Origin of the sequence: Sulfuricurvum sp. (assembly GCF_028688295.1) — a bacterium.
Classification (GTDB): domain Bacteria; phylum Campylobacterota; class Campylobacteria; order Campylobacterales; family Sulfurimonadaceae; genus Sulfuricurvum.
Window position 1 is genome coordinate 14,988 of sequence record NZ_JAQTYM010000002.1, and the last position, 20,441, is coordinate 35,428.

Sequence of the window (20,441 nt, forward strand, 5' to 3'; positions counted from 1 at the left end):
ATTTTATACTCAGGAAAACCATGAAACGTGATGTTATTTTCGTAGGGAATCGGCTGATTTTAAATGAAGCGTATGAGCGTTATATCCTTCGAAGTATTAAAATTCATCTTGCTTCCATTGATTCAATCAATTATTTTGAAGAATCCGACAAAGGGTTATTTCTCCATCTTGAAGGGCTTTTGAAAAACGAATCTAAGCTCATCATCATCACTACTAAAAACACTTTTACCATCGTCGGTAAACTACTCAGTACCGTCACCGCTGACAATCAAGTGTTAAAAGAGCAAATGCTTATCCCATCACGTGCCAGTATCTTAGAAAACGGTAGCTATTTGCTGAGTCATAACAACTCTGAGATCAACGTTATTTTAGCAACAGAGGGAAAAATGCTTCCTCCGATTCTTATTGATGATGAGTCACGATTTGCAACCATACACCTCTTTAACGAAGAACTTCTCAGCGCCCAAACCCTTCTTGAACCGCTAGCTCAAAATTTTGATGTCAAACTCGAATTTAGTGAACTGGTGGAGGGGTGGCTGAAAATTCGTATCCATACTCGCCGACATGGTAATCTCTCACAATTTATCGCTTCAGCACGTGGTTTAATGCATCATAAAGTGATTGCTGCAAGTAATATTGCGGCATTCATTATTGAACGGCTTACCCATCAGCATAAAAAACTCTCCTTTGCCGAAAGTTGTAGCGGAGGATCATTAGCCCACTTCTTTACGTCTCAAAGTGGTGCTTCAACTATTTATGAGGGTTCTTTAATCACCTATTCCAATACCCTTAAAGCCAATTGGTTGGCCGTTGATGATACGGCTCTCGAACACCACGGTGCCGTCAGTGCCGAAGTTGTTTTAGAGATGTCCGAAGGGGCTATGAATGTCAGTTTTGCTGATTTTGCCTTAGCGATTAGCGGTGTTGCAGGACCTACTGGTGGTAGTGAAGCAAAACCAGTTGGAACTGTCTATATCAGTGCACGTTCCAAAACCTCTGTTCATACAGAACGCTACTATTTCGAAGGTGATCGTAACTACATTCAAGAACAAAGCGTTCTAATGGCTGTAAAAATGCTCCTAAATATAGACCGAGAGCTATTTTTTACCGCTTAAACAAAATTAGCTTGACAAAACAACATCTTTCCCCTATAATTTCGCCCTCACAATCGTCCTTCTTTCGATGGTTGAAGAGGTCCCGTTAGCTCAGCTGGTAGAGCATTTCACTTTTAATGAAGGGGTCGATGGTTCGAATCCATCACGGGACACCATATTGTTGATTTCAGTGACCCTTTCGTCTAGTGGCCAAGGACACTATCACTTCATGGTAGGAACAGAGGTTCAAATCCTTTAGGGGTCGCCACTTGTTTCAAAATGTTATTTGATTTACAAATGAGATGATTTTTCATCTTAATTTGGGAGTTTAGCTCAGTTGGTAGAGCGCTACCCTTACAAGGTAGATGTCACAAGTTCGAGTCTTGTAATTCCCACCATTATTTGGCGCTGCAGCGGTAGTTCAGTTGGTTAGAATACCTGCCTGTCACGCAGGGGGTCGCGGGTTCGAGTCCCGTCCGCTGCGCCATATGTTATTTGATTTTCGTTTTAAAACTCTCGGGAGTTTAGCTCAGTTGGTAGAGCGCTACCCTTACAAGGTAGATGTCACAAGTTCGAGTCTTGTAATTCCCACCATTATTTGGCGCTGCAGCGGTAGTTCAGTTGGTTAGAATACCTGCCTGTCACGCAGGGGGTCGCGGGTTCGAGTCCCGTCCGCTGCGCCACTTTTACTTTCTTCATTGACTCATAATCACATTTCATACTTTTAACTCAAATAATATTTATTTTAATGCGTCGCTATCGTTCCTCTTGGATATGATTTAATTTTTGTTTGTTCTTTTTTTTCCTTCAATACTTTTTGCTTTACCCCTTGTTGATTCTGATATTGAAGTGTCTTATCTTTTCCCAAGAATGGTAAGTGCTCTTGTTTTGATCCACTTACCGATTCATTTGCATGGATCAACAAGGCAGCAACTAAAAAAATTAAACCAATCACTTTTTTCATCTTGCTAATTCCACATTGTAAATTTGACCGTTACGTTTAATAATTTTTACACGTTGTCCAACCGTGAAATCTGTCCCTTTTGAAACAACAATAACCTCTTGTTTTGTATCCAATGAAACAGAAAGCTCTTGTGCATTGGATTTACCGATTTCACTTCCGGCATACAAGCCAACCAATCCTCCAGCCAGCATTGTTAATACAGAACCTCTTCCACCGCCCATTGTAGAACCTATAACTGCCCCGCTAATGCCTCCAATTGCTCCACCGCCACCAGAGTCTTTCAGGACAACAGCTTTAACATCAGTAATTAATCCAGATTCCGCTGTCAGTACATATTTTGAAGCATCTGCTTCCAAAACCGGAACACCTGATGTCGCACATCCACCCAATATCAACATTGCCCCAACAGAAATGATTGCTAAATAGTTTTTCATAAGAACTCCTTTTAGACTATTTTATCACTCTTTTTACAAAATTAGATACAATAATTGTATTTAAAACCAAGAGGATCAATCAATGCAAATCTTTCTCATAATTCTAGGAGTTGTAGCCCTCATCGCTATCTTGATCTACAACTCCTTGATCGGTAAAAAAAATCAGGTTGAAAACATCTTTGCCGGTGTTGATGCCGTCCTCAAAAAACGCTACGACCTCATCCCCAATCTAGTCGCTTCGGTTTCACAATACATGGAGCATGAAAAATCAACACTAGAAAAAGTGACCGAATACCGTGCACAGGCGATGAAACCGGGAATCAGCAATGATCAAAAAATCGCTCTCGATGCCAAACTCACCTCTGCTTTGGGTGCGATCAACATTGCAATGGAAGCCTATCCCGATCTAAAAGCCAACGAAAATGTTATGCACTTGCAACGCTCACTCAACGAAATCGAAGAGCAAATCTCCGCCGCACGCCGTGCCTACAACCAAGCGGTCACCGATCTTAATAATGCTATCGAAATGTTCCCAACCAACATTGTGGCAGGATGGATGAATCTACAACGTAGAGCTGTATTTGAAATCACCGTTACTGAGCGACAAAACGTTGATGTAAATGCCCTTTTTAATCGATGAAATCGACCTCTGAGCTTACCGATTTTTACTATAAAGAGCTATACCCCTCTATCAATGAGCTAGAAGAGACCCGAAAACAGATCATTTCTCAACTCAAATTCTACGGTGGGATGGGCATTGTTGCTTTTGCACTTGCAGTACTCTGGATGGGGAAAAATTTCGGACTGCTTCACCCTCTGATGATCGGCATTGTCATCGGGTTTATAGCCATCGCATCAATCACCTACCGATTTATGACCAACGGATACGCCAAAGATTTTAAAGCCAAAATCATTACCCCCCTGATCCATGCCATCGATCCCCATCTCCTCTACAATCCTGACTTTATGATTTCACAGCATCTTTTTGAGAGAAGCGATCTTTTTAAACACTCCATTGACCGCTATAGCGGAAACGATTATGTCAAAGGTTCCATTGACGGTGTTCCTTTGGAATTTTCCGATGTCCATGCCGAATATCAGACTAAAAATTCAAAAGGCAATAGTGAATGGCATACCCTCTTCCGAGGACTTTTTCTCGTCGCTGAGTTTAACAAACACTTCAAAGCAAAAACGGTGATCCTCCCTGATCTTGCTGAAAAAACATTTGGCAATCTCATTGGAGGATGGCTTCAGTCCATGAATATGTCGCGTGGTAAAGTAATACAGCTGGATGATCCGTTATTTGAGAAACATTTTGTCGTCTATGGAAATGACCCGATAGAAGCTCGCTATATCCTCTCCCACTCTATGATGAAGCGTATCGTGGATTTTCAGAAAAAAATCTCTCATCCTCTTTTCATCTCATTCGTCCATAACCATATCCACGTCGGAATCGGTACGGGAAAAGATTTGTTTGAACCGGCTGTCTTTACCTCATTACTCGATTATAAACAGGCGATGGAATACGTCAATACATTGCAAAATACAATAGGGTTGGTGGAAGAGTTAAAACTAAATGAGAAGTTGTGGAGTAAAGTGTAATTAGAGTTTTTGAATAGAACGTCCCAAAACGGTGAAAAAAGCTTCACTATTTTCCCCCGTCCCCTCAATCTCAAAAATCGCCCCCTTCTCTCCGAACTCTTTTGAGAGGATTCGAATATTCTTTTGAGTACTTTCATATTCGACCATGGAGACATTCGAGTAGTTACATTCGATTTTTTCGATTATGAGTTTTTCATAGGGCAATAACTCCGCTTGCGCATACGCCGCATTCGCCGCTTCGGCATAGGCACGCACCAATCCTCCGGGTCCCAGCTTTGTCCCGCCGAAATAACGCACCGTGATGATCGCGGCATTGATCAGGTCATGCCCTTGCAACACGCTCAAAGTCGGTTTTCCTGATGTCCCTTTTGGTTCACCATCATCACCGCTGTGTTCGACGATCTGATCGAACTCATTGAGATAGCGATATGCACTCACCCAATGAACCGCTTTGGGATGGAGCGCACGAAGCAATGTCATTTGTTCGTTATACATTGACATCGGCATTAAAAAGGCGATAAATTTCGACCCTTTAATTTCGATTGTATCTGAACTTATTACATTGACCGTTACCATAAAACCCCTTCTTAATAGTGCCATTATATAATATCGCCATGAAACTTACCCCTCAACAATCATTATTGCATTGGTATGAAACCCATGGTCGCCATGATCTTCCTTGGCGCACTACTAACGATCCCTATCACATCTACCTCAGCGAAATTATGCTTCAACAAACGCAAGTCAAAACAGTATTGGAGCGTTTCTATTTCCCCTTCTTAGAACGATTCCCGACACTGCAAGATGTAGCCGATGCCGAGCTTGACGATGTTCTAAAAATGTGGGAAGGACTTGGATACTACACAAGAGCTAAAAATCTCCATAATGCCGCTAAAACGTGCAACGGTACACTTCCTACCAATGCTTATGAGTTGATGCAACTTAGTGGTATAGGACGCTCTACCGCCCATGCTATCGCCGCATTTGCTTTTGACGAATCATTGCCGATTCTCGATGCCAATGTGAAGCGTATATTGCACCGCTATTATGCATTTAAAGCACGTGATGAAAAAAAGCTGTGGGAATATGCCTATACTCTTTTTGACCCTTCTCATCCCTTTAAATTCAATCAAGCAATGATGGATTTAGGGGCGACACTGTGCCTGAGCAAAAAACCGCAATGTAATCTCTGTCCTCTTAATAAAACATGTCAAGGTAAAACCGATCCCCTCACCTACCCCGAACCAAAAATCAAAGCGATCAAACCTATCCGACATCGTGCTATCATCCTTTACACCCAAGACAACCATTACGCTCTCCAACAGCGAAAAGAAAAGTTTCTACATGGGCTATGGGGATTTATGCAAATCGAAGATCATCCAACAAAAGAATCCCATCATCTTGGTACTATTACGCAACACTATTCACACTTTACCCTCTTAGCGGAAGTATATCTTTGCGAGCAACCGTTTCATTCTGAAGAGTATGAGTGGTTTGATATTGAAGAAATTACTAACCTAGCGCTGAGTCGAGCCGACCATAAAGCTATGGCATTATTAGGGTATAATTCCAAAAAATAGGGGGAGACTTAAATGTTACGAAGAATTAAAAACTATTTTTTTAGTGCATTTAGGGAGATATTTGTTTATCATCACTCTTCATTAGAATTTCGTGCTAAAACCTATGCTGTTTTAATCTCAGGATCATCTGAGCCGCTTGCTCATTACCAAAAAACACTCGAAGAGATCGCTGCAGAAATCTATAACGATAGAGATAGAGCAAATGCTTTAGTGATCACGGTTAACGAGTACCTCAACAGAATTAATACCAAAAAGCATTTAGGAGAAGAAGCATTTCTCATCGAGGTTATCAAAGAGCTTCGACTTGTTCCGCGATACGCTCTTAAAATCGAACCGGATCATCTGGAACGATTACGAGAATGCACCCACGATAATGACTCCAAAATTTACCAAGAACGACTAATTAGATTCTTGCAACAAAAGCGTTTCGATTACGAAGAAGTTAAATATTAAATCGTTCAGGGTCAAAAAAAGAGTCATCGCTAATGTGACCGAATGCCGAATTGATCGAAACAAACAGATCTGGATATTTTTGCTCCATTTCTCCTAACATCACTTTCATACTAGCTCGTGCATGAGGCATCTTGACATCAAACCGCATCGATGGGCACGCTTCATCTCCGATGGTTGGCATCTCATTCTCTAGCGCACACGCGGCAAGCTGACGTTCTCGTAGCTGTATAAGGGGACGAATCACGATTAGACCATTTCCGGCTTTATATTTGGGTGTTAACGCTCTTAAATGACCGTTATAGATTAGATTCATAAAAAAACTCTCTGCGGCATCATCGAGGTGATGTCCGAGGGCTACTTTATTGCATCCGAATTTCTCTGCGGCAGAGTACAATGCACCTCTTCGCATACGAGAGAAAAAACTGCAAAACGAAGAGTTTTGACGAATTTTCTCTCCCGCAATCTCATACGTATTCGTCTCATGAATCTCATGAGGAATCCCATGTTCGGCACAATGAGCTATGAGCGCTGAGAGATCTTCCCCCATCCCATACGTCACCGTCACAGCTAATATCTCAAATTTAAACGGAGCCCGACGTTGTTGTTCACGCATCGCGTGAACCATCGTGAGAGAATCTTTACCGCCGCTCAATCCGACGAGGATTTTATCCCCCTCTTCTATAAGTCCGAACGTCCCGTTAGTGCGACCGATCTGGCGCATAATCTTTTTGCTGAGTTTAATCGCCAATGCGTTTTACCATCTCTAAAATAAATTTGGCACTCACTTGTGCAGAGCTTTTGAGGAACGTATCAAAATCCATTCCTGCATCCCCGTCCGCGCTGTCACTGATAGAGCGAAGGACGAAAAACGGAACGCCGAAGTTATGACATACACACGCCACACTCGCCCCCTCCATCTCTAACGCATCCGCATTAAAGGTCTTTTCAATCCACCCTTTGCGCTCAGCGGATGCGACGAACTGATCACCAGTAGCAATAATCCCCTCATAGAGATCAACACCCATATCAATCGCAATTTCCGATGCAAGAGAGCGTAAATCATCATCCGATTCGATCATGACACTGCTCTCAGGGATGAACCCATCAGGATGACCAAATGCAGTAATATCAACATCATGCTGACACAATGCACTCGCCATAATCAAATCACCGATTTTGAGCTCTTTACTGATTCCTCCCGCAACACCGCTAAAGAGAAGTGCTTTCGCGTCGTAACGCTCTAACATCACCGAAGCAGTAATTGCTGAGAACACTTTCCCGATTTTTGAATAAGCGATAACCAAGTCATGCCCTGCATAATGTGCCGAATAAAAGATATTTCCGGCATGCTCTTCACTCTTATATTCGCCCAAAGCACTCAAAATCGGATCAATTTCTTCACGCATCGCACCCATAATGGCTATTTTCATTTTTTTCCTTATTGCTGTTTAACTAAATATCGACCCAATTTTTTTAAACGTCCATCGAGTGAACATACTTTTTCTTCACATTCAAAAAGTCCGAGTAAATATTCTGTGTTTCCCATCGGAGTAATGACCCGACTTCCTCCCCAAAACCCAAGACCGTCTTCAAACCCTACTCGATTAACAAAAACAACATAATTGTGACTCAACAATGCCGTTGCTTTTAAAAGGGCATCCCATTGCGATTCAATCTCCAAGGAATCCTCTTCGAATCCCCGTGCAGGTGAAGCGGAGAGAACATAGACAATTTCAGCATCACTTGCTGCAATCGCACTTATCGTTTCGGCACGCCATAAATCCTCACAAATAACCATAATGGCATTTCCATAGGGGGTTGCAAACGATTCTATCGATTCTCCGGCAACAAAATAACGCCCCTCTTCAAACATACCGTACGTAGGAAGGTGATTTTTGTGATGAATATGGTGTAATTTTCCTTGAGAAAAATACAACGCACTGTTATACACCTTTCCCTCATCCCACAATGCAGCACCAATAGCGATATCGCACGTGACACTTGCCTCGGCAAGAGGAAATAACTCCTCAATCTTCCAAGCATCTTCATAAAGTTTATCTTGAAGAAGATACCCGCTGAGTGCCAGTTCAGGGAAAATGACAACATCAGCGTGAGCATTCGCCTCAACTAAAGCCAATACGTCACCCAAATTAGAGCGGTTAAGCTTCGGCGAGGATTGGATCAGAGCAACCTTCATGAGAGAGCTTCACATACCTTAGCAAGTGATTCCATATCTGATATCCCTAAGGTTTCAACATCAGGGGCATTACGTTTATTCAACCCTTTGAGAACCGCACCGTTTCCAAATTCAATCATCATATCGATCTCGCTTCGGATCGCTTCAATCGATTGTTTGTATTTAACCGGCTGAATCAACTGCACTTTTAACCATTTAATCGCTTCTTCTTTAGTAGCATACCGCTGTAATGAAGCGTTGGATACGATAGGTGCATTAAAACTACCACTTACCACCGCTTCCATCGCTTCACCCAATGGGTCCATCGCTGTGCTCAGGAGTGGGCAGTGACTTGCAATCGACATATTTAAAAGCAATGCCCGCTTTGCACCTGCTTCTTTAAATACACTCTCCATCTCTTGAAGGTCTTCTTTGATTCCAGCAACTACCAACTGACCTGCTTGGTTATAGTTAGCCGGCCAAACACGTTTTCCCTCCGTATTCGCCTTAGTACAAAGATCTTCAACAACCGAATCATCTAATCCTAAAATCGCCATCATTCCCGCATTAATGCTCTCACACGCCTCGCTCATAAGTTTCCCGCGTTTATGAACGAGTTCAACTGCATCCACATAATCAATAGCACCCGATGCACACAAAGCGCTGAATTCACCTAACGAATGCCCCAAGAACATCACAGCCGTTGTCGGACAAGCCTCTTGAAAGAGCTTATACGCAATCATCGATATCAATAAAATGGCCGGTTGTGTATATTCAGTTTTATCAAGTTGATCATTTTCTTCAAACAAAAGTTTTGTAAAATCAACCCCAATACGTTCCCCTGCTTTCTCAAACATCTCACGTGCCAAAGGAGAATTATCATAAAATGATTTCCCCATACCGATAGTTTGTGATCCTTGCCCTGGGAAAATCATTGCAATTTTTTTGGACATTAAGACTCCTTGATTTCTAAATTGTATTCTGCATGATCTGCTATTTTTTTACGTAAAGTATTACGGTTTAACCCCAAGCGCTCTGAGAGTTGTAACTGTGATTTAAAACGTTTCATACCTGCTCGAATAAGGGGTACTTCATACAGATGCAAAAAGACTCTGTAATCATTATTACTACCCATTTTATTTTCCAGATAATGTTCCATAATTTCCATCAAATCATGCTCATTGATACTGTCTAAGAGATAATGTAAATAAACCTGACGACGCAATGAAATAGCATTTTCACTTAAATCAGGGACAAACCCGTTCAAATCAAATGGCTCAGATTTCCCTAAAGTATGACTCGCTTCTTTGACAAAAGCATCAACAAGTACCGCAACGTCCTCATGACGTTCATTCAATGAGGGTAATGCAAGACGAATGGTAAAAATCTCATCCAATTGATCTGGTGAATAACGAAAACCGCCTGTCGCAATTACACGTGTGCGTGTTTTTTGAATAGTCTCAATAAGACGCTTAAGATTGGCTACATTATCGAGTCTGTGAATAATAACTTCATTATGAGATTCAAGCGCATCTAAAAGTTCATCGAAATGACTAGCATCAATGATAGGTGCGTGAGGAAGGATATAGCGAGCGAGGGTAAGTTTACCTGTTCCACGCTCCCCAAATATAATAGCATTTACCCCTAAACCTTTGAGTAAATTAGCGGTTTTAAACGCTTCAACCGAAGAGGATGAAGCTGTTAAAAAATTAGTGACATCCACAGCCGTGATTACCGCCACTTCCACAACATCCACTATCATCCACTTTATTCTCAGCAGCAATTCCAGTCATCGCTTCCTCAGCAGATGCATCACGTACATTACTAATAGTAACCGTAAACATCAAATCTTTTCCAGCAAGTGGATGATTAAAATCAATAATTACCAAATCGTCTTGAATCTCTTTGACCATAACTTGAACGGTTCCGCCATCTTCACCTTGGCCATACAATGTCATACCGACATTCAAATCAATTCCAGCAAATTGTTCACGTGGAAGTTCTTGCTGAGCGCCTTCATTGTAATCACCATACGCATCCGCCGCTTTTACAAGAACGTCCCCTTTATCTCCCATATTCATGTGAGCAATCCCTGCTTCAAGACCAGGAATAATTTGACCTTTTCCAAACATAAACGTTAACGGATGTCCGCCTACATTGCTATCTACGACGTTTCCGCCATCACGTACTTCGTATTCAATGGATACGATTTGATTGTTTTCGATTGCCATTTTTAGTGCCTTAACTTTAGATGGTGCGATTTTAGCACATTTACCTATAGTGATGCTGAAAACGCTCACTTAGAACAACACTTCTTATTTTAACTTAGCTAATTGTTCTTGTGCTTCTTTGGCAGCTCCGCTACCTAAGAATTTAGAAATAGTTGCTTGGTAAAAAGATTTTGCAGTAGCAACATCACCTATTTTTTCCATTGATATACCTGAATGGAGTAAAAGAGTAGGCATGTATCCACCTTTTTCATTACGTGAAGCGCTGTCTTTATAATAAGCAACAGCCTCTTTATAACTTTTACGTTCAAAGTGTGTCTCACCGATCATAAATAGTGCTTCAGATACTTTAAACTTTTTTTGGACCATTTTTTGGAAAAAGTTCTCCGCATCACTGTATTTTTTTTGTGAAAACAGTTTATTAGCCTCTTTTTCAATAGCTGTATTATCCATTTTTTCAGTAGATACAGGTTTCTCGTTGTTTGGGAGACTTATTTTAAGCTGTTTAACTAGTGCTGCGAACTGCTCTTTCGTTACGTAATTACTGTTGATACCATCAACAACGAAAGAGAGCTCTTCTAGAAGAGTTTTAAACTGCGCAATGTTTTCAGTATTAGCATTCACTTGCTTACTTAAATCATCTAAAACAGAAGTATTATTAGAATCATTATTCATAGTTTCTTGAAGTTTTTGAAGCACTAACGTTTGTTCATTTGATCGCTGACCCAATCCCTCAATAATCCCTTGCATACCATCTAAACGTTCTGTCACGCTTTCAACTTTAGCATTTTGGACATTGTTTTTATGAATAACACTCTGGAGCTCTTTTTTATTCTCTAAAATAAGTTTCTCTTCATGAGTAAGACCGTAAGGGTTAGGACTGTTCAAATCACCCGCACCGAAGACCGAAGGCTCCGAGGCTGAGGCAATAAATGAAAGTAAGAAGGAGAGGGTTACTAACGAACGCATTTATGGAAGTTTAAAGTCTACGCGACGGTTTTTAGCCCAGCACTCTTGTGTTTTTTCTAAACAAACAGGATTGCTTTCACCTAAACTGACCATAGCGATCGAGTCTGCATTTGCACCATTATTTACCAAAGTAGATTTAACGGCATTCGCACGTTTCAATCCAAGGGCGAAATTGTACTCATCACTACCGAATTCGTCACAATTTCCCTCGAGTTTGATCATTTTTCCTTTAACTAAAAGGGCATTTTTAGTCATTGAATCTTGCATGTCTTCACGAATATCGAATTTGTCATAATCAAATAAAATACTAACCAATTGGGCATCAGATCCATTTACACCGGTAGAAGCTCCTGAGGATGCATCATTCGCACTTGCATTTGTAATGGGAGCGATTACTGCATTAGAATCGGTACCTGTTGATGACATGGCATTGTTATTTGTACTTGTACCTACTGAACTTCCACTATTTGACGCTGTTGCATCGATTGCCGGTTCTTTTGTACTACATCCGCTCAAAATGAGCATCGCTACTGTTGCGCTTAAAAAAGCTATATTTTTCATCATTGTCGTCACCTCATGATTTTGATACCGTAATGTTACCGCAAAAACCATTAACATTACCAATCGATTGATTGAATTCTCCCTATTTTGAGAGGAAAAGCAAAGCTTTTATTGATACTAAAACGGATCAAACCGATAGAACTGCGTGAGCCTTCTTGCTTAATGTACAAAATTGCTTCTCCATCTGGTGAAAATCGTGGATAATCATTCTCACCACTTGCCGTTAATCTCTTGACATTTCCTGAGTTTAAAGAGAGTAAATGTAAATTAAAAGCATTTCCACCATATCCCGCAGTGCTTTCACGTGCTTTGTACACCAAAAAATTCTTATACGAACTGAGTGTAGAATTATTTTTACCTTGATACACAAGTTGTGAAACGGCATTACTCCCTATTCTAGTCGAAAAAACATTGGGGTAGCCGAATCGATTTGAAACAAACGCAATTGATCCATCACCCATAAACTGACCATTAACATCAATCCCTGAATAATCTGTGACACGTGTTTTTGTCTTAGAACTCAAGTCGTATTGATAGATATCAGGCTGTCCATTTGGAGCTAACGTTAACAAAAGACGTTTAGTGTCTTCACTGACATCAGAACACACAGCCATCCCGTCTGAACTGATGACTTTCTCTTTTGCTCCAGTAGCTAAACTCATTTTATAAATCGTTGGTTTAAAATCAGTGAGAGAGGTATAATACAGATCACTCTGCTCACGGTTAGCCCATTTTGCAAATCCATACATTCCCCCTTTTAAAATGACGCGTTGATACGAAAGAGTATAGTCAGAGGCGACAATTTCAGAGTGTCTTGGACTTGTTAAACGGACAAATAAAACTTTTCGCTTAATCCAATCTATCGGAGAGCCTCCAAGTTTTGCATTAATATCGTACGCAATAGAGTGAGATAGAAAAACTAACATTTCCTTTTGCTTTAATACATAGCTTTTCAAAAAAAGTGAATTACCGTCTTGGAGAAGTTTGACATCAGCTTTTACGCCACCCATGCCATCGTCAATCAAACGATAACGTAAAAGATAACGTGCATCTTTGTGTATGTGTACCGGAGATGGTGCATCGAATCCAGATACAGCATAGCTATCATCAACATTAAAAAGAGAAACGACATTCATATCTGCCGCTAACATTTGTGAGAATTTTTGAGACATATCTGTACTTTGCGGCGATGAATCTTCAATAGCTAAAGGTGATAATCCAGCGACCCCTTTAACCACCTCTATGGTTGCATCTGCACCCCACAAAATATGAATCAAACTCAACCAAAAAACAAAGATTTTCAAATGACTACTCCTTAGCCGTTAAAATAAATTCTAATAACGCATCTTTTCCATCAGGATGTTCTGGAAAACGGATTGAACTAAGTCTATCTTTTAACCAATCCACTTCATTATTAAAAGAACCGTTTCCTGAATAACTGATTACCCGATAAGCAATAAGTTTACCAGAAGCACTAATACTCATTCGAACACGAGCAATTTCACCTGCGCTTCCTGATGGAGGGCGAAAATAGGTGTGAACAAGAGCTTGAATCTTAGCATGATATTCGTTAACGAGCGGGCCCGTTGATCCCCCTTGCGAAACCATTTTAACAGCGGGTTTTACTAGGGCGAGTTTATTCACTTTATCTGAAAAGCGAGGAGTATCACGACGTTCTAATACCTCTTTTTCCAAGGCATTCAGCTCATCACGTTGCGCTGTATCTTCTATCTTTTTTTTTGGGATTTTATCCTGTTTTACTTGTGCAAAAAGATCCGATATTTCAGTGAGAGGCTCAGGTTTTTCAACCTCCTTTGGTTTTTCTTCCACTACCGGCTCAGCAGGTGAAGTTAGCGATTCTGGTTCATTTTGTTCGGTTGATTTTGCATCCGTGAGTGCTATAGAGACATTTATGACATCACTTTGGATCATAGAAAATTGTTCAATCTTTGGGGTAAGAACAATAGAATATCCCACTAAAACTACTAAAGTGATAAAAAGGGTAAAAGAGATTAACCCGCTTAAAAAAAAGTAGCGTTCTTGATTCGAACCCATTTACAAAGTCCTCATACTAAAAACTTTGAAAATAGCTTGTTTATTGTGCAGTGACAAGAGAAACATTTTGAAAGCCGGATTTTTTAACGACGGCTAAAACATTCATAACTTCACTGTAATTCAAACGTCCATCAGCACTAATGCGTACCGTAGAATCAGCTGGATAAGAAGGAGCCAAACGGATAAAGTTATCGGCAAAAGCTTCAAGTTGAAATTGATCTTGACCAACTTTGATTTTTCGCTCTTCTGAAATAGAAATTTCTATCTCTTTTTTTTCTGTAATCTCTTTTTGAGCTGAACCTTTGGGGAGACGAATGAGTTCTTCGTAAACAATATTGGGAGAAATAACCATTAAAATGGCCAGTAAAACTAACATAACATCCACGAGGGGTGTAATATTAAGCTCCGGTTTTTCATCCCAATCAAACATCTTAGACATCTTTAGAGAGGAGAGCATCACCTTGCATACGGATCAAACCAGATAATTCAAAGGCTTTACGCTTAAGAATTTGATGGTACGTATAGGCAAAAATAGCAACAAAAATACCCGAAGCTGTTGCTACCAACGCATCTGATACACCTGCCGCAATCACGTTCATTGTTCCGCTAGATTGCCCAATATGCTCAAAAGTGTCTAATATTGATACAACAGTACCGAACAAACCAATAAAAGGGGTAGTTGAAGCAACCACTGAAAGAAACATTAGCCCCTTAGTAGCCTCTTTTGTCGCAGCATACGATGCCATATCAAACAGTGCGGTCGAAAGACGAGATGAAGATTTTGTGAAATGGCTTAAATAAGCATACTCAGGAATTTTTTGTGAGCCCAAGAGTAATGATTCAAGAGATCCATTTTCGGTAGAAATCCATTGATTAAGAGAAAATAAGCGGTAAAAAAAAATCCAGTTAATGGCTATAAAATAAAGAGAAAGAACCAATAACACAATAAGTGTTACTGGATGGCTTTTATCGTAAAAATCAGCAAATGTTTGGAACATTGACTTAAACTAAACCGTGCGCTGCAGACTCGATACGTGCCGATACAGAGGCGATCATTGTATTAGAATCGGCAATACTACTGATCAAAGATTTCGCTTCATCTAGTGCTTTAGCGATATCTCCTTCGTTCTCTCCACGGATAGCAACTGCCCCATCAACCAAAACAACAACTTTGTTTTGAGTAATTTGGACAACGCCCCAATTTACAACGATTGATTCTGTTTTTCCGTTCTCTAGTTGAATATCCACTACTCCTGCTTGAAGCAAAGTAGTCAAAGAGACGTGTTCTGGGAGAACACCAAATTCTCCCTCTTCACCTGGAAGGGTGACGCTTTTAGCTAGTCCATTATATATCAGACCGCTTGGGGTGAGCACTTCTAATTGGAGTGTTTCCATCGTGTTTCCTTATAAGGCGAGAAGCAATTACTTGCTTTTCATTTTAGCAGCTTTTTCAATCGCCTCATTCATATCACCGACCATATAGAACGCGCCTTCTGGCAAATGGTCGAATTCACCCTCAAGAATTCCTTTGAATCCTTTGATGGTGTTTTCAAGTGAAACGTATTTTCCTGGAGAACCGGTGAATACTTCCGCAACGAAGAACGGTTGAGAAAGGAATTTCTCGATTTTACGTGCACGCTCAACAGTCGATTTATCATCTTCTGAAAGCTCATCCATACCAAGAATCGCAATAATATCTTGCAAATCTTTATATTTTTGAAGTGTTTTTTGAACACCGCGAGCAACACCGTAATGCTCTTCACCGATGATTTGTGGATCAAGCAAACGTGATGTTGAATCCAATGGGTCAACCGCAGGATAGATCCCTTTTTCAGCGATTTTACGGTTAAGAACCGTTGTCGCATCAAGGTGAGCAAATACTGAAGCCGGAGCCGGGTCAGTCAAGTCATCCGCAGGTACGTATACCGCTTGAACCGAAGTGATCGAACCTTTTTTGGTTGACGTAATACGGTCTTGGAGAGCACCCATTTCACGAGCCAAAGTCGGTTGGTAACCAACGGCTGATGGGATACGTCCAAGTAGAGCTGACATCTCAGAACCTGATTGTGCAAAACGGAAGATGTTATCGATAAACATCAATACGTCAAGCCCTTTCTCATCACGGAAATATTCCGCCATAGTAAGACCGGTAAGAGCGATACGGTTACGTGCTCCCGGTGGTTCAGACATTTGACCATAGCACAGTGCTACTTTGTCCAAAACGCTTGATTCTTTCATCTCATGGTAAAGGTCATTCCCCTCACGAGTACGCTCACCGACACCGGCGAAAACAGAAAGACCGTCATGTCCGTGTGCAACGTTGTGAATCAATTCCATGATGATAACGGTTTTACCGACACCGGCACCACCGAATAGACCAACTTTACCACCTTTAGCGTATGGAGCCAAAAGGTCAACAACTTTGATACCTGTTTCAAACATCTCAGTTTTTGTACTTTGGTCAACCAACGGTGGAGGATCACGGTGAATAGACCATGTATCACAATCAGTTACTTGATCTCCGCCATCAATCGTTTCACCGATTACATTGAAAATACGCCCAAGAACTTTTTCCCCAACAGGTACTTTGATCGGAGCGCCGGTTGCGCGAGCAGCCATTCCACGAACAAGACCTTCAGACATATCCATAGCGATCGTACGTACACGACCGTTTCCAAGGTGAGATGCTACTTCAAGAATAAGACGAGTCGTATTCCCTTCTACACTTACATTTACTTCGATCGCGTCATTGATAGCAGGTAAATACCCTTCAAAATCAACGTCAACAACCGGACCAATTACTTGAGCAATTTTACCAATCATTCTTTCCTCCATAATTATTTCATCGACTCGACGCCGCTGATAATTTCGATAAGTTCAGTGGTAATCGCTTCTTGTCTTGCTTTGTTAAACTTGACTTTCAACGAGTTAACCATCTCTTTAGCATTGTTGGTTGCAGCATCCATTGCCTGCATACGAGCACTATGTTCTGCCGCAACAGAATCAATTAGTGCATAGTACATGTTGTATTCAGCATATTTTGTGACCAATGAATCGAGCATTTTCTCTTCATCTTGTGCTTCAAGTTCTAACATAGAATTTTTAGCTTCTTCACAATCATACGTGTCTACATTTACAGGCAACACTCGGTTAACATGCAACTCTTGGGTAATAACGTTTTTATAACCATTATAAACGATATAAACAGCATCAATTTTACCCTCTTTGAAATCATTGATCGATCGTGTCATAAACTCGGATGAGCGTTGCATATCAGGCGCAGAACTCAAATTTTTTACTACATCAAGCATCTCTACTTCATTGTAAGTAAAAAATTCGATCCCTTTTTTCCCGATGCCACGAAGACGAATTTTGACTTTTTTATTTTTATACTCACTCATAAGGCGCTTAACGGCTTTAATGGTTTGCATGTTGAAACCACCGCAGAGACCTTTATCTGCAGTAACAAAAATAATATCGATCATTTCAGGAGCATCATTTTCGATAAAGCAGCGATTTTCAATCCCGCCTACTTTATTGCATTTGATGCGCCCTGCGATTTCAGCTATCACTTGATTCGTTTTTTGTGCAAACAGACGTGAACGTTTCGCTAACTCTTCCGCACGGCGAAGTTTTGCCGTAGAGACAAGCTTCATAGCACGTGTAGTTTTTTGCGTGTTCGAAACACTTTTGATCTGTCTTTGAATCTCTTTCAAGTTAGCCATAAAGATCCTTATTCAGCAACGAAAGTAGATTTAAACTCTTCGAGTGCTTTTTTCATCATTCCCATCGTTTCATCATCAATTTTAGATGAGCTACGGATGTTTTCAAGAATTTGAGGATACGATGCTTCTACGAACGGATATAAATCTGATTCGAATTTCACAACAGAATCTGCAGAAATATCATCAAGATACCCTTCGTTACCCGCGAAAATAATCAATGCTTGTTTTTCAGCACCAAGTGGAGAATATGGAGGTTGCTTTAACACTTCAACCATACGTTGTCCACGCTCAAGTTGATTACGGCTTACTTCGTCCAAATCAGAAGCAAACTGTGCAAACGCTTGAAGCTCACGGTATTGTGCCAAATCAAGACGCAATGTTCCCGCAACTTGTTTCGTAGCTTTGATTTGTGCCGCACCACCGACACGTGATACAGAAAGACCGACATTGATCGCAGGACGAATACCTGAGTTGAACAAATCAGTTTCCAAGAAAATTTGACCGTCAGTAATCGAAATAACGTTGGTAGGAATATACGCCGCAACGTCACCCGCTTGAGTTTCGATAATTGGAAGTGCCGTCAATGAACCTGCACCCAATTCATCATTCAATTTCGCTGCACGCTCCAAAAGACGTGAGTGTAGATAGAAAACGTCACCCGGATATGCTTCACGACCCGGAGGACGGCGAAGAATCAATGACATTTCACGGTATGCTACCGCATGTTTAGAGAGATCATCATAAACGATCAAACCATGACGTGCATTATCACGGAAATATTCACCCATCGTTACACCGGTATAGGGAGCAAGGAATTGGAGAGCTGCCGCTTCAGAAGCAGGAGCAGAAACGATAATAGTGTATTCTAAGGCACCGTGTTCTTCAAGACGACGGATAACTTGTGCTACAGTTGATTCTTTTTGACCAATCGCAACGTAAACACAAACAACACCGTTACCTTTTTGGTTGATGATCGTATCTAAAGCAACGGTAGTTTTACCGGTTTGGCGGTCACCGATGATAAGTTCACGTTGTCCGCGCCCGATTGGAACAAGGGCATCTATCGCTTTAATACCGGTTGCCATAGGTTCATGAACCGATTTACGTGCCATAATTCCAGGAGCTTTTTCTTCTACGAAACGAATTTCTGTAGTTTCGATAGGACCTTTTCCGTCGATCGGCTCTCCAAGAGCATTCACAACACGTCCAAGAAGTGCATCACCTACAGGAACACGTAAAAGACGTCCAAGACGCTTTACTGACATTCCTTCACGAAGCTCTTTACCTTTGCCAAGAATAACAACACCGACGCTGCTCTCCTCAAGGTTCATAACCAGACCGCGTGAGCCGTCTTCAAATTCTACCATCTCTCCGGCCATAACGTTGTTCAAGCCATAAACTTGAGCGATTCCATCTCCGTATGAGACGATTTTTCCGGTTTCATTAATATCTACATTAAGTTCGAAATTCTCAATTCGCTCTTTAATGATTGAACTGATTTCGTCTGCTTGTACTTTTGCTACCACTATTTCTCCTTTCCCGAGGGTTAAATTGCTTTTAAAATGTGCTCAACCATTTGAGCATTGAGGCGGTTTTTTGAAAAATTGATTTCAACATTTAGATCATCAACTTCAACACGGACTCCATCAAAATCAGAAGCAACGTAACTTAATGCTATTGTTGCTCCCATTTTTGTACCCAAATCACGTGCAATCGTCTCAACCGAAGCTTGGTCGACAACACTGTTGCTGTAGATACGTCCGCTAAAGGTCCGTTTTGAACGGCCAATTTCACGTGTTAGTTGATCAGCAATTGCAGGTATCAATGAAAGACGTCCATTTTCTGCTAACAGCTTAATAAGATTGTTAACTATTGTACTTCCCACAGAGGAAACTATATCAAGTACCAATTGACATTTTTCAGCACTGCTGACTTCATTAGAATGCATTATAAGATTAAACTTTTCACTCTCGTAAGCTTTAGCTAAACTTGTAAGAAGTACCGCTAAATTATCAAGTGATGTTTGATCACAGCTTTGCATCAAAGGTTTAATGTAGCGTTTTGCTATGAGTTCATATTGCATTTATGCTACCTTCTTTTTCAAGATATCGGTCATTGCTTCTTTACCCAATGCATCGTTACTTTTATCCATAACGTCATTCATCACCTTAGAAACCACATCACGAACCATTTTTCGCTTATCAAGTTCCATTAATGCACTATTTTGCTTTGAAATAATCTCTAAGTCTTGTTCACATTGAAGTAAAATTTTGTCAGACAAAATTTTATTCTCCTTCTTACTCGACTCTGCTAATTCACTTGCAAAACGGAGCGCTTCATCAATTTTTTGCTCAGCCAACTCTTTTAAACGTTTTGATTCACTAAGACGCTCTTGAACTTTTTCAAGTTCTTCTGCAATCCCGGCGCTTCTTCCGCTAAAATAGTTTTTAACCGGTTCTGCCAAAATGTAGAACAAAATTCCGGCAAAAATCAGGAAGTTAATCGTTCTTTGAACGATATCTGTAGAGCCTTCTGCATTAGCATCTGATCCAAAGAGATAAGCACTGAGCAGTAATACTGTAACGATTATTTTACCCATT

General features: G+C 40.8%; 26 protein-coding genes and 6 tRNA genes. 11 read left to right on the forward strand and 21 right to left on the reverse strand.

The features are described 5' to 3' along the window. The first annotated feature begins 20 nt into the window (after positions 1-20). The 7 genes from PHR02_RS00955 to PHR02_RS00985 all read left to right on the forward strand — a co-directional run bounded on the left by PHR02_RS00955 (position 21) and on the right by PHR02_RS00985 (position 1,777). The gene (locus PHR02_RS00955; RefSeq protein WP_299987643.1) at positions 21-1,115 is read left to right on the forward strand and encodes a CinA family protein; all 1,095 of its coding nucleotides are present in this window, start codon (positions 21-23) and stop codon (positions 1,113-1,115) included. Between the two features lie 79 nt (positions 1,116-1,194). Then, positions 1,195-1,270: transfer RNA gene (locus tag PHR02_RS00960), tRNA-Lys, on the forward strand. A 16-nt stretch (positions 1,271-1,286) separates the two neighbouring features. Then, positions 1,287-1,362 (forward strand) — tRNA-Glu (locus PHR02_RS00965). A gap of 54 nt (positions 1,363-1,416) precedes the next feature. Beyond that, a tRNA-Val gene (locus PHR02_RS00970) sits at positions 1,417-1,492 on the forward strand. Positions 1,493-1,504: 12 nt separating this feature from the next. Beyond that, positions 1,505-1,581, forward strand: a tRNA-Asp gene (locus PHR02_RS00975). A gap of 31 nt (positions 1,582-1,612) precedes the next feature. After that, positions 1,613-1,688 (forward strand) — tRNA-Val (locus PHR02_RS00980). A gap of 12 nt (positions 1,689-1,700) precedes the next feature. Beyond that, positions 1,701-1,777 (forward strand) — tRNA-Asp (locus PHR02_RS00985). Positions 1,778-1,839: 62 nt separating this feature from the next. Here the strand turns inward: PHR02_RS00985 and PHR02_RS00990 are convergent. Continuing rightward, the gene (locus PHR02_RS00990; RefSeq protein ID WP_299987645.1) at positions 1,840-2,058 is read right to left on the reverse strand and encodes a hypothetical protein; all 219 of its coding nucleotides are present in this window, start codon (positions 2,056-2,058) and stop codon (positions 1,840-1,842) included. Then, positions 2,055-2,492, reverse strand: a complete 438-nt coding sequence (locus PHR02_RS00995; protein ID WP_299987647.1) for a glycine zipper 2TM domain-containing protein — start codon at positions 2,490-2,492, stop codon at positions 2,055-2,057. The genes PHR02_RS00990 and PHR02_RS00995 overlap by 4 nt, the downstream gene beginning before the upstream one ends. Positions 2,493-2,574: 82 nt before the next feature. Between PHR02_RS00995 and PHR02_RS01000 the strand changes: the two genes are divergently transcribed. After that, positions 2,575-3,132 carry a LemA family protein gene (locus PHR02_RS01000; RefSeq protein ID WP_299987650.1) on the forward strand — a complete coding sequence of 186 codons (558 nt, stop codon included), beginning with the start codon at positions 2,575-2,577 and terminating at the stop codon, positions 3,130-3,132. Beyond that, a complete protein-coding gene (locus tag PHR02_RS01005) occupies positions 3,129-4,094 on the forward strand; it encodes a DUF3137 domain-containing protein (protein WP_299987653.1) in 966 nt (321 codons plus the stop codon). The genes PHR02_RS01000 and PHR02_RS01005 overlap by 4 nt, the downstream gene beginning before the upstream one ends. Here the strand turns inward: PHR02_RS01005 and PHR02_RS01010 are convergent, their stop codons facing one another. Next, entirely contained in the window at positions 4,095-4,670 is a 576-nt protein-coding gene (locus PHR02_RS01010; RefSeq protein ID WP_299987656.1) for a YigZ family protein, read from the reverse strand. 38 nt (positions 4,671-4,708) lie between these two features. Here PHR02_RS01010 and mutY point away from each other — a divergent pair, with 38 nt between their 5' ends. Together mutY and PHR02_RS01020 are read left to right on the forward strand one after the other, a co-directional pair. Continuing rightward, positions 4,709-5,674 carry an A/G-specific adenine glycosylase gene (mutY, locus tag PHR02_RS01015; RefSeq protein WP_299987659.1) on the forward strand — a complete coding sequence of 322 codons (966 nt, stop codon included), beginning with the start codon at positions 4,709-4,711 and terminating at the stop codon, positions 5,672-5,674. 12 nt (positions 5,675-5,686) lie between these two features. Next, positions 5,687-6,127, forward strand: coding sequence for a hypothetical protein (locus PHR02_RS01020; RefSeq protein ID WP_299987662.1), 441 nt, complete (start codon positions 5,687-5,689; stop codon positions 6,125-6,127). Here the strand turns inward: PHR02_RS01020 and PHR02_RS01025 are convergent. The 18 genes from PHR02_RS01025 to PHR02_RS01110 all read right to left on the reverse strand — a co-directional run bounded on the left by PHR02_RS01025 (position 6,117) and on the right by PHR02_RS01110 (position 20,440). After that, a complete protein-coding gene (locus tag PHR02_RS01025; protein WP_299987665.1) occupies positions 6,117-6,848 on the reverse strand; it encodes an ATP-binding protein in 732 nt (243 codons plus the stop codon). The two genes, PHR02_RS01020 and PHR02_RS01025, sit on opposite strands and share 11 nt — an antisense overlap. 16 nt (positions 6,849-6,864) lie before the next feature. Beyond that, complete coding sequence (locus PHR02_RS01030; protein ID WP_299987668.1) at positions 6,865-7,557, reverse strand: 5'-methylthioadenosine/adenosylhomocysteine nucleosidase; 693 nt, start codon at positions 7,555-7,557, stop codon at positions 6,865-6,867. A gap of 8 nt (positions 7,558-7,565) precedes the next feature. Beyond that, positions 7,566-8,324, reverse strand: a complete 759-nt coding sequence (locus tag PHR02_RS01035; RefSeq protein ID WP_299987671.1) for a nitrilase-related carbon-nitrogen hydrolase — start codon at positions 8,322-8,324, stop codon at positions 7,566-7,568. Further along, a complete protein-coding gene (gene fabD / locus PHR02_RS01040) occupies positions 8,321-9,256 on the reverse strand; it encodes an ACP S-malonyltransferase (protein WP_299987674.1) in 936 nt (311 codons plus the stop codon). The genes PHR02_RS01035 and fabD overlap by 4 nt, the downstream gene beginning before the upstream one ends. Further along, complete coding sequence (locus PHR02_RS01045) at positions 9,256-10,065, reverse strand: Fis family transcriptional regulator (RefSeq protein WP_299987677.1); 810 nt, start codon at positions 10,063-10,065, stop codon at positions 9,256-9,258. Before PHR02_RS01045 ends, fabD begins: the two co-directional genes overlap by 1 nt. Next, positions 10,013-10,534: a peptidylprolyl isomerase gene (locus PHR02_RS01050; protein ID WP_299987680.1), complete on the reverse strand. Its 522-nt coding sequence runs from the start codon at positions 10,532-10,534 to the stop codon at positions 10,013-10,015. Before PHR02_RS01050 ends, PHR02_RS01045 begins: the two co-directional genes overlap by 53 nt. Before the next feature lie 84 nt (positions 10,535-10,618). Next, entirely contained in the window at positions 10,619-11,500 is an 882-nt protein-coding gene (locus tag PHR02_RS01055; protein ID WP_299987683.1) for a tetratricopeptide repeat protein, read from the reverse strand. Continuing rightward, positions 11,501-12,061, reverse strand: coding sequence for an OmpA family protein (locus tag PHR02_RS01060; RefSeq protein WP_299987901.1), 561 nt, complete (start codon positions 12,059-12,061; stop codon positions 11,501-11,503). It lies immediately after the preceding gene. Positions 12,062-12,117: 56 nt separating this feature from the next. Further along, positions 12,118-13,365: a Tol-Pal system protein TolB gene (gene tolB, locus PHR02_RS01065; RefSeq protein ID WP_299987686.1), complete on the reverse strand. Its 1,248-nt coding sequence runs from the start codon at positions 13,363-13,365 to the stop codon at positions 12,118-12,120. 4 nt (positions 13,366-13,369) lie between these two features. Next, positions 13,370-14,116 (reverse strand): TonB C-terminal domain-containing protein, encoded by a 747-nt coding sequence (locus tag PHR02_RS01070; RefSeq protein ID WP_299987688.1) that lies wholly within the window; start codon positions 14,114-14,116, stop codon positions 13,370-13,372. A gap of 40 nt (positions 14,117-14,156) precedes the next feature. Further along, the gene (locus PHR02_RS01075) at positions 14,157-14,555 is read right to left on the reverse strand and encodes a biopolymer transporter ExbD (RefSeq protein ID WP_366141158.1); all 399 of its coding nucleotides are present in this window, start codon (positions 14,553-14,555) and stop codon (positions 14,157-14,159) included. Beyond that, positions 14,548-15,114 (reverse strand): MotA/TolQ/ExbB proton channel family protein, encoded by a 567-nt coding sequence (locus PHR02_RS01080; protein WP_299987689.1) that lies wholly within the window; start codon positions 15,112-15,114, stop codon positions 14,548-14,550. Before PHR02_RS01080 ends, PHR02_RS01075 begins: the two co-directional genes overlap by 8 nt. Positions 15,115-15,118: 4 nt before the next feature. Then, positions 15,119-15,511, reverse strand: coding sequence for an ATP synthase F1 subunit epsilon (atpC, locus tag PHR02_RS01085; protein ID WP_299987692.1), 393 nt, complete (start codon positions 15,509-15,511; stop codon positions 15,119-15,121). Positions 15,512-15,538: 27 nt separating this feature from the next. Continuing rightward, positions 15,539-16,939: a F0F1 ATP synthase subunit beta gene (atpD, locus tag PHR02_RS01090; protein WP_299987695.1), complete on the reverse strand. Its 1,401-nt coding sequence runs from the start codon at positions 16,937-16,939 to the stop codon at positions 15,539-15,541. A gap of 14 nt (positions 16,940-16,953) precedes the next feature. Further along, positions 16,954-17,841 carry an ATP synthase F1 subunit gamma gene (atpG, locus tag PHR02_RS01095; protein ID WP_299987698.1) on the reverse strand — a complete coding sequence of 296 codons (888 nt, stop codon included), beginning with the start codon at positions 17,839-17,841 and terminating at the stop codon, positions 16,954-16,956. A gap of 8 nt (positions 17,842-17,849) precedes the next feature. After that, positions 17,850-19,367, reverse strand: a complete 1,518-nt coding sequence (gene atpA / locus PHR02_RS01100) for a F0F1 ATP synthase subunit alpha (protein ID WP_299987701.1) — start codon at positions 19,365-19,367, stop codon at positions 17,850-17,852. Positions 19,368-19,387: 20 nt separating this feature from the next. After that, positions 19,388-19,924, reverse strand: coding sequence for a F0F1 ATP synthase subunit delta (locus PHR02_RS01105; RefSeq protein ID WP_299987704.1), 537 nt, complete (start codon positions 19,922-19,924; stop codon positions 19,388-19,390). Then, a complete protein-coding gene (locus tag PHR02_RS01110) occupies positions 19,925-20,440 on the reverse strand; it encodes a F0F1 ATP synthase subunit B (RefSeq protein WP_299987706.1) in 516 nt (171 codons plus the stop codon). Between the last annotated feature and the right edge of the window lies 1 nt (position 20,441).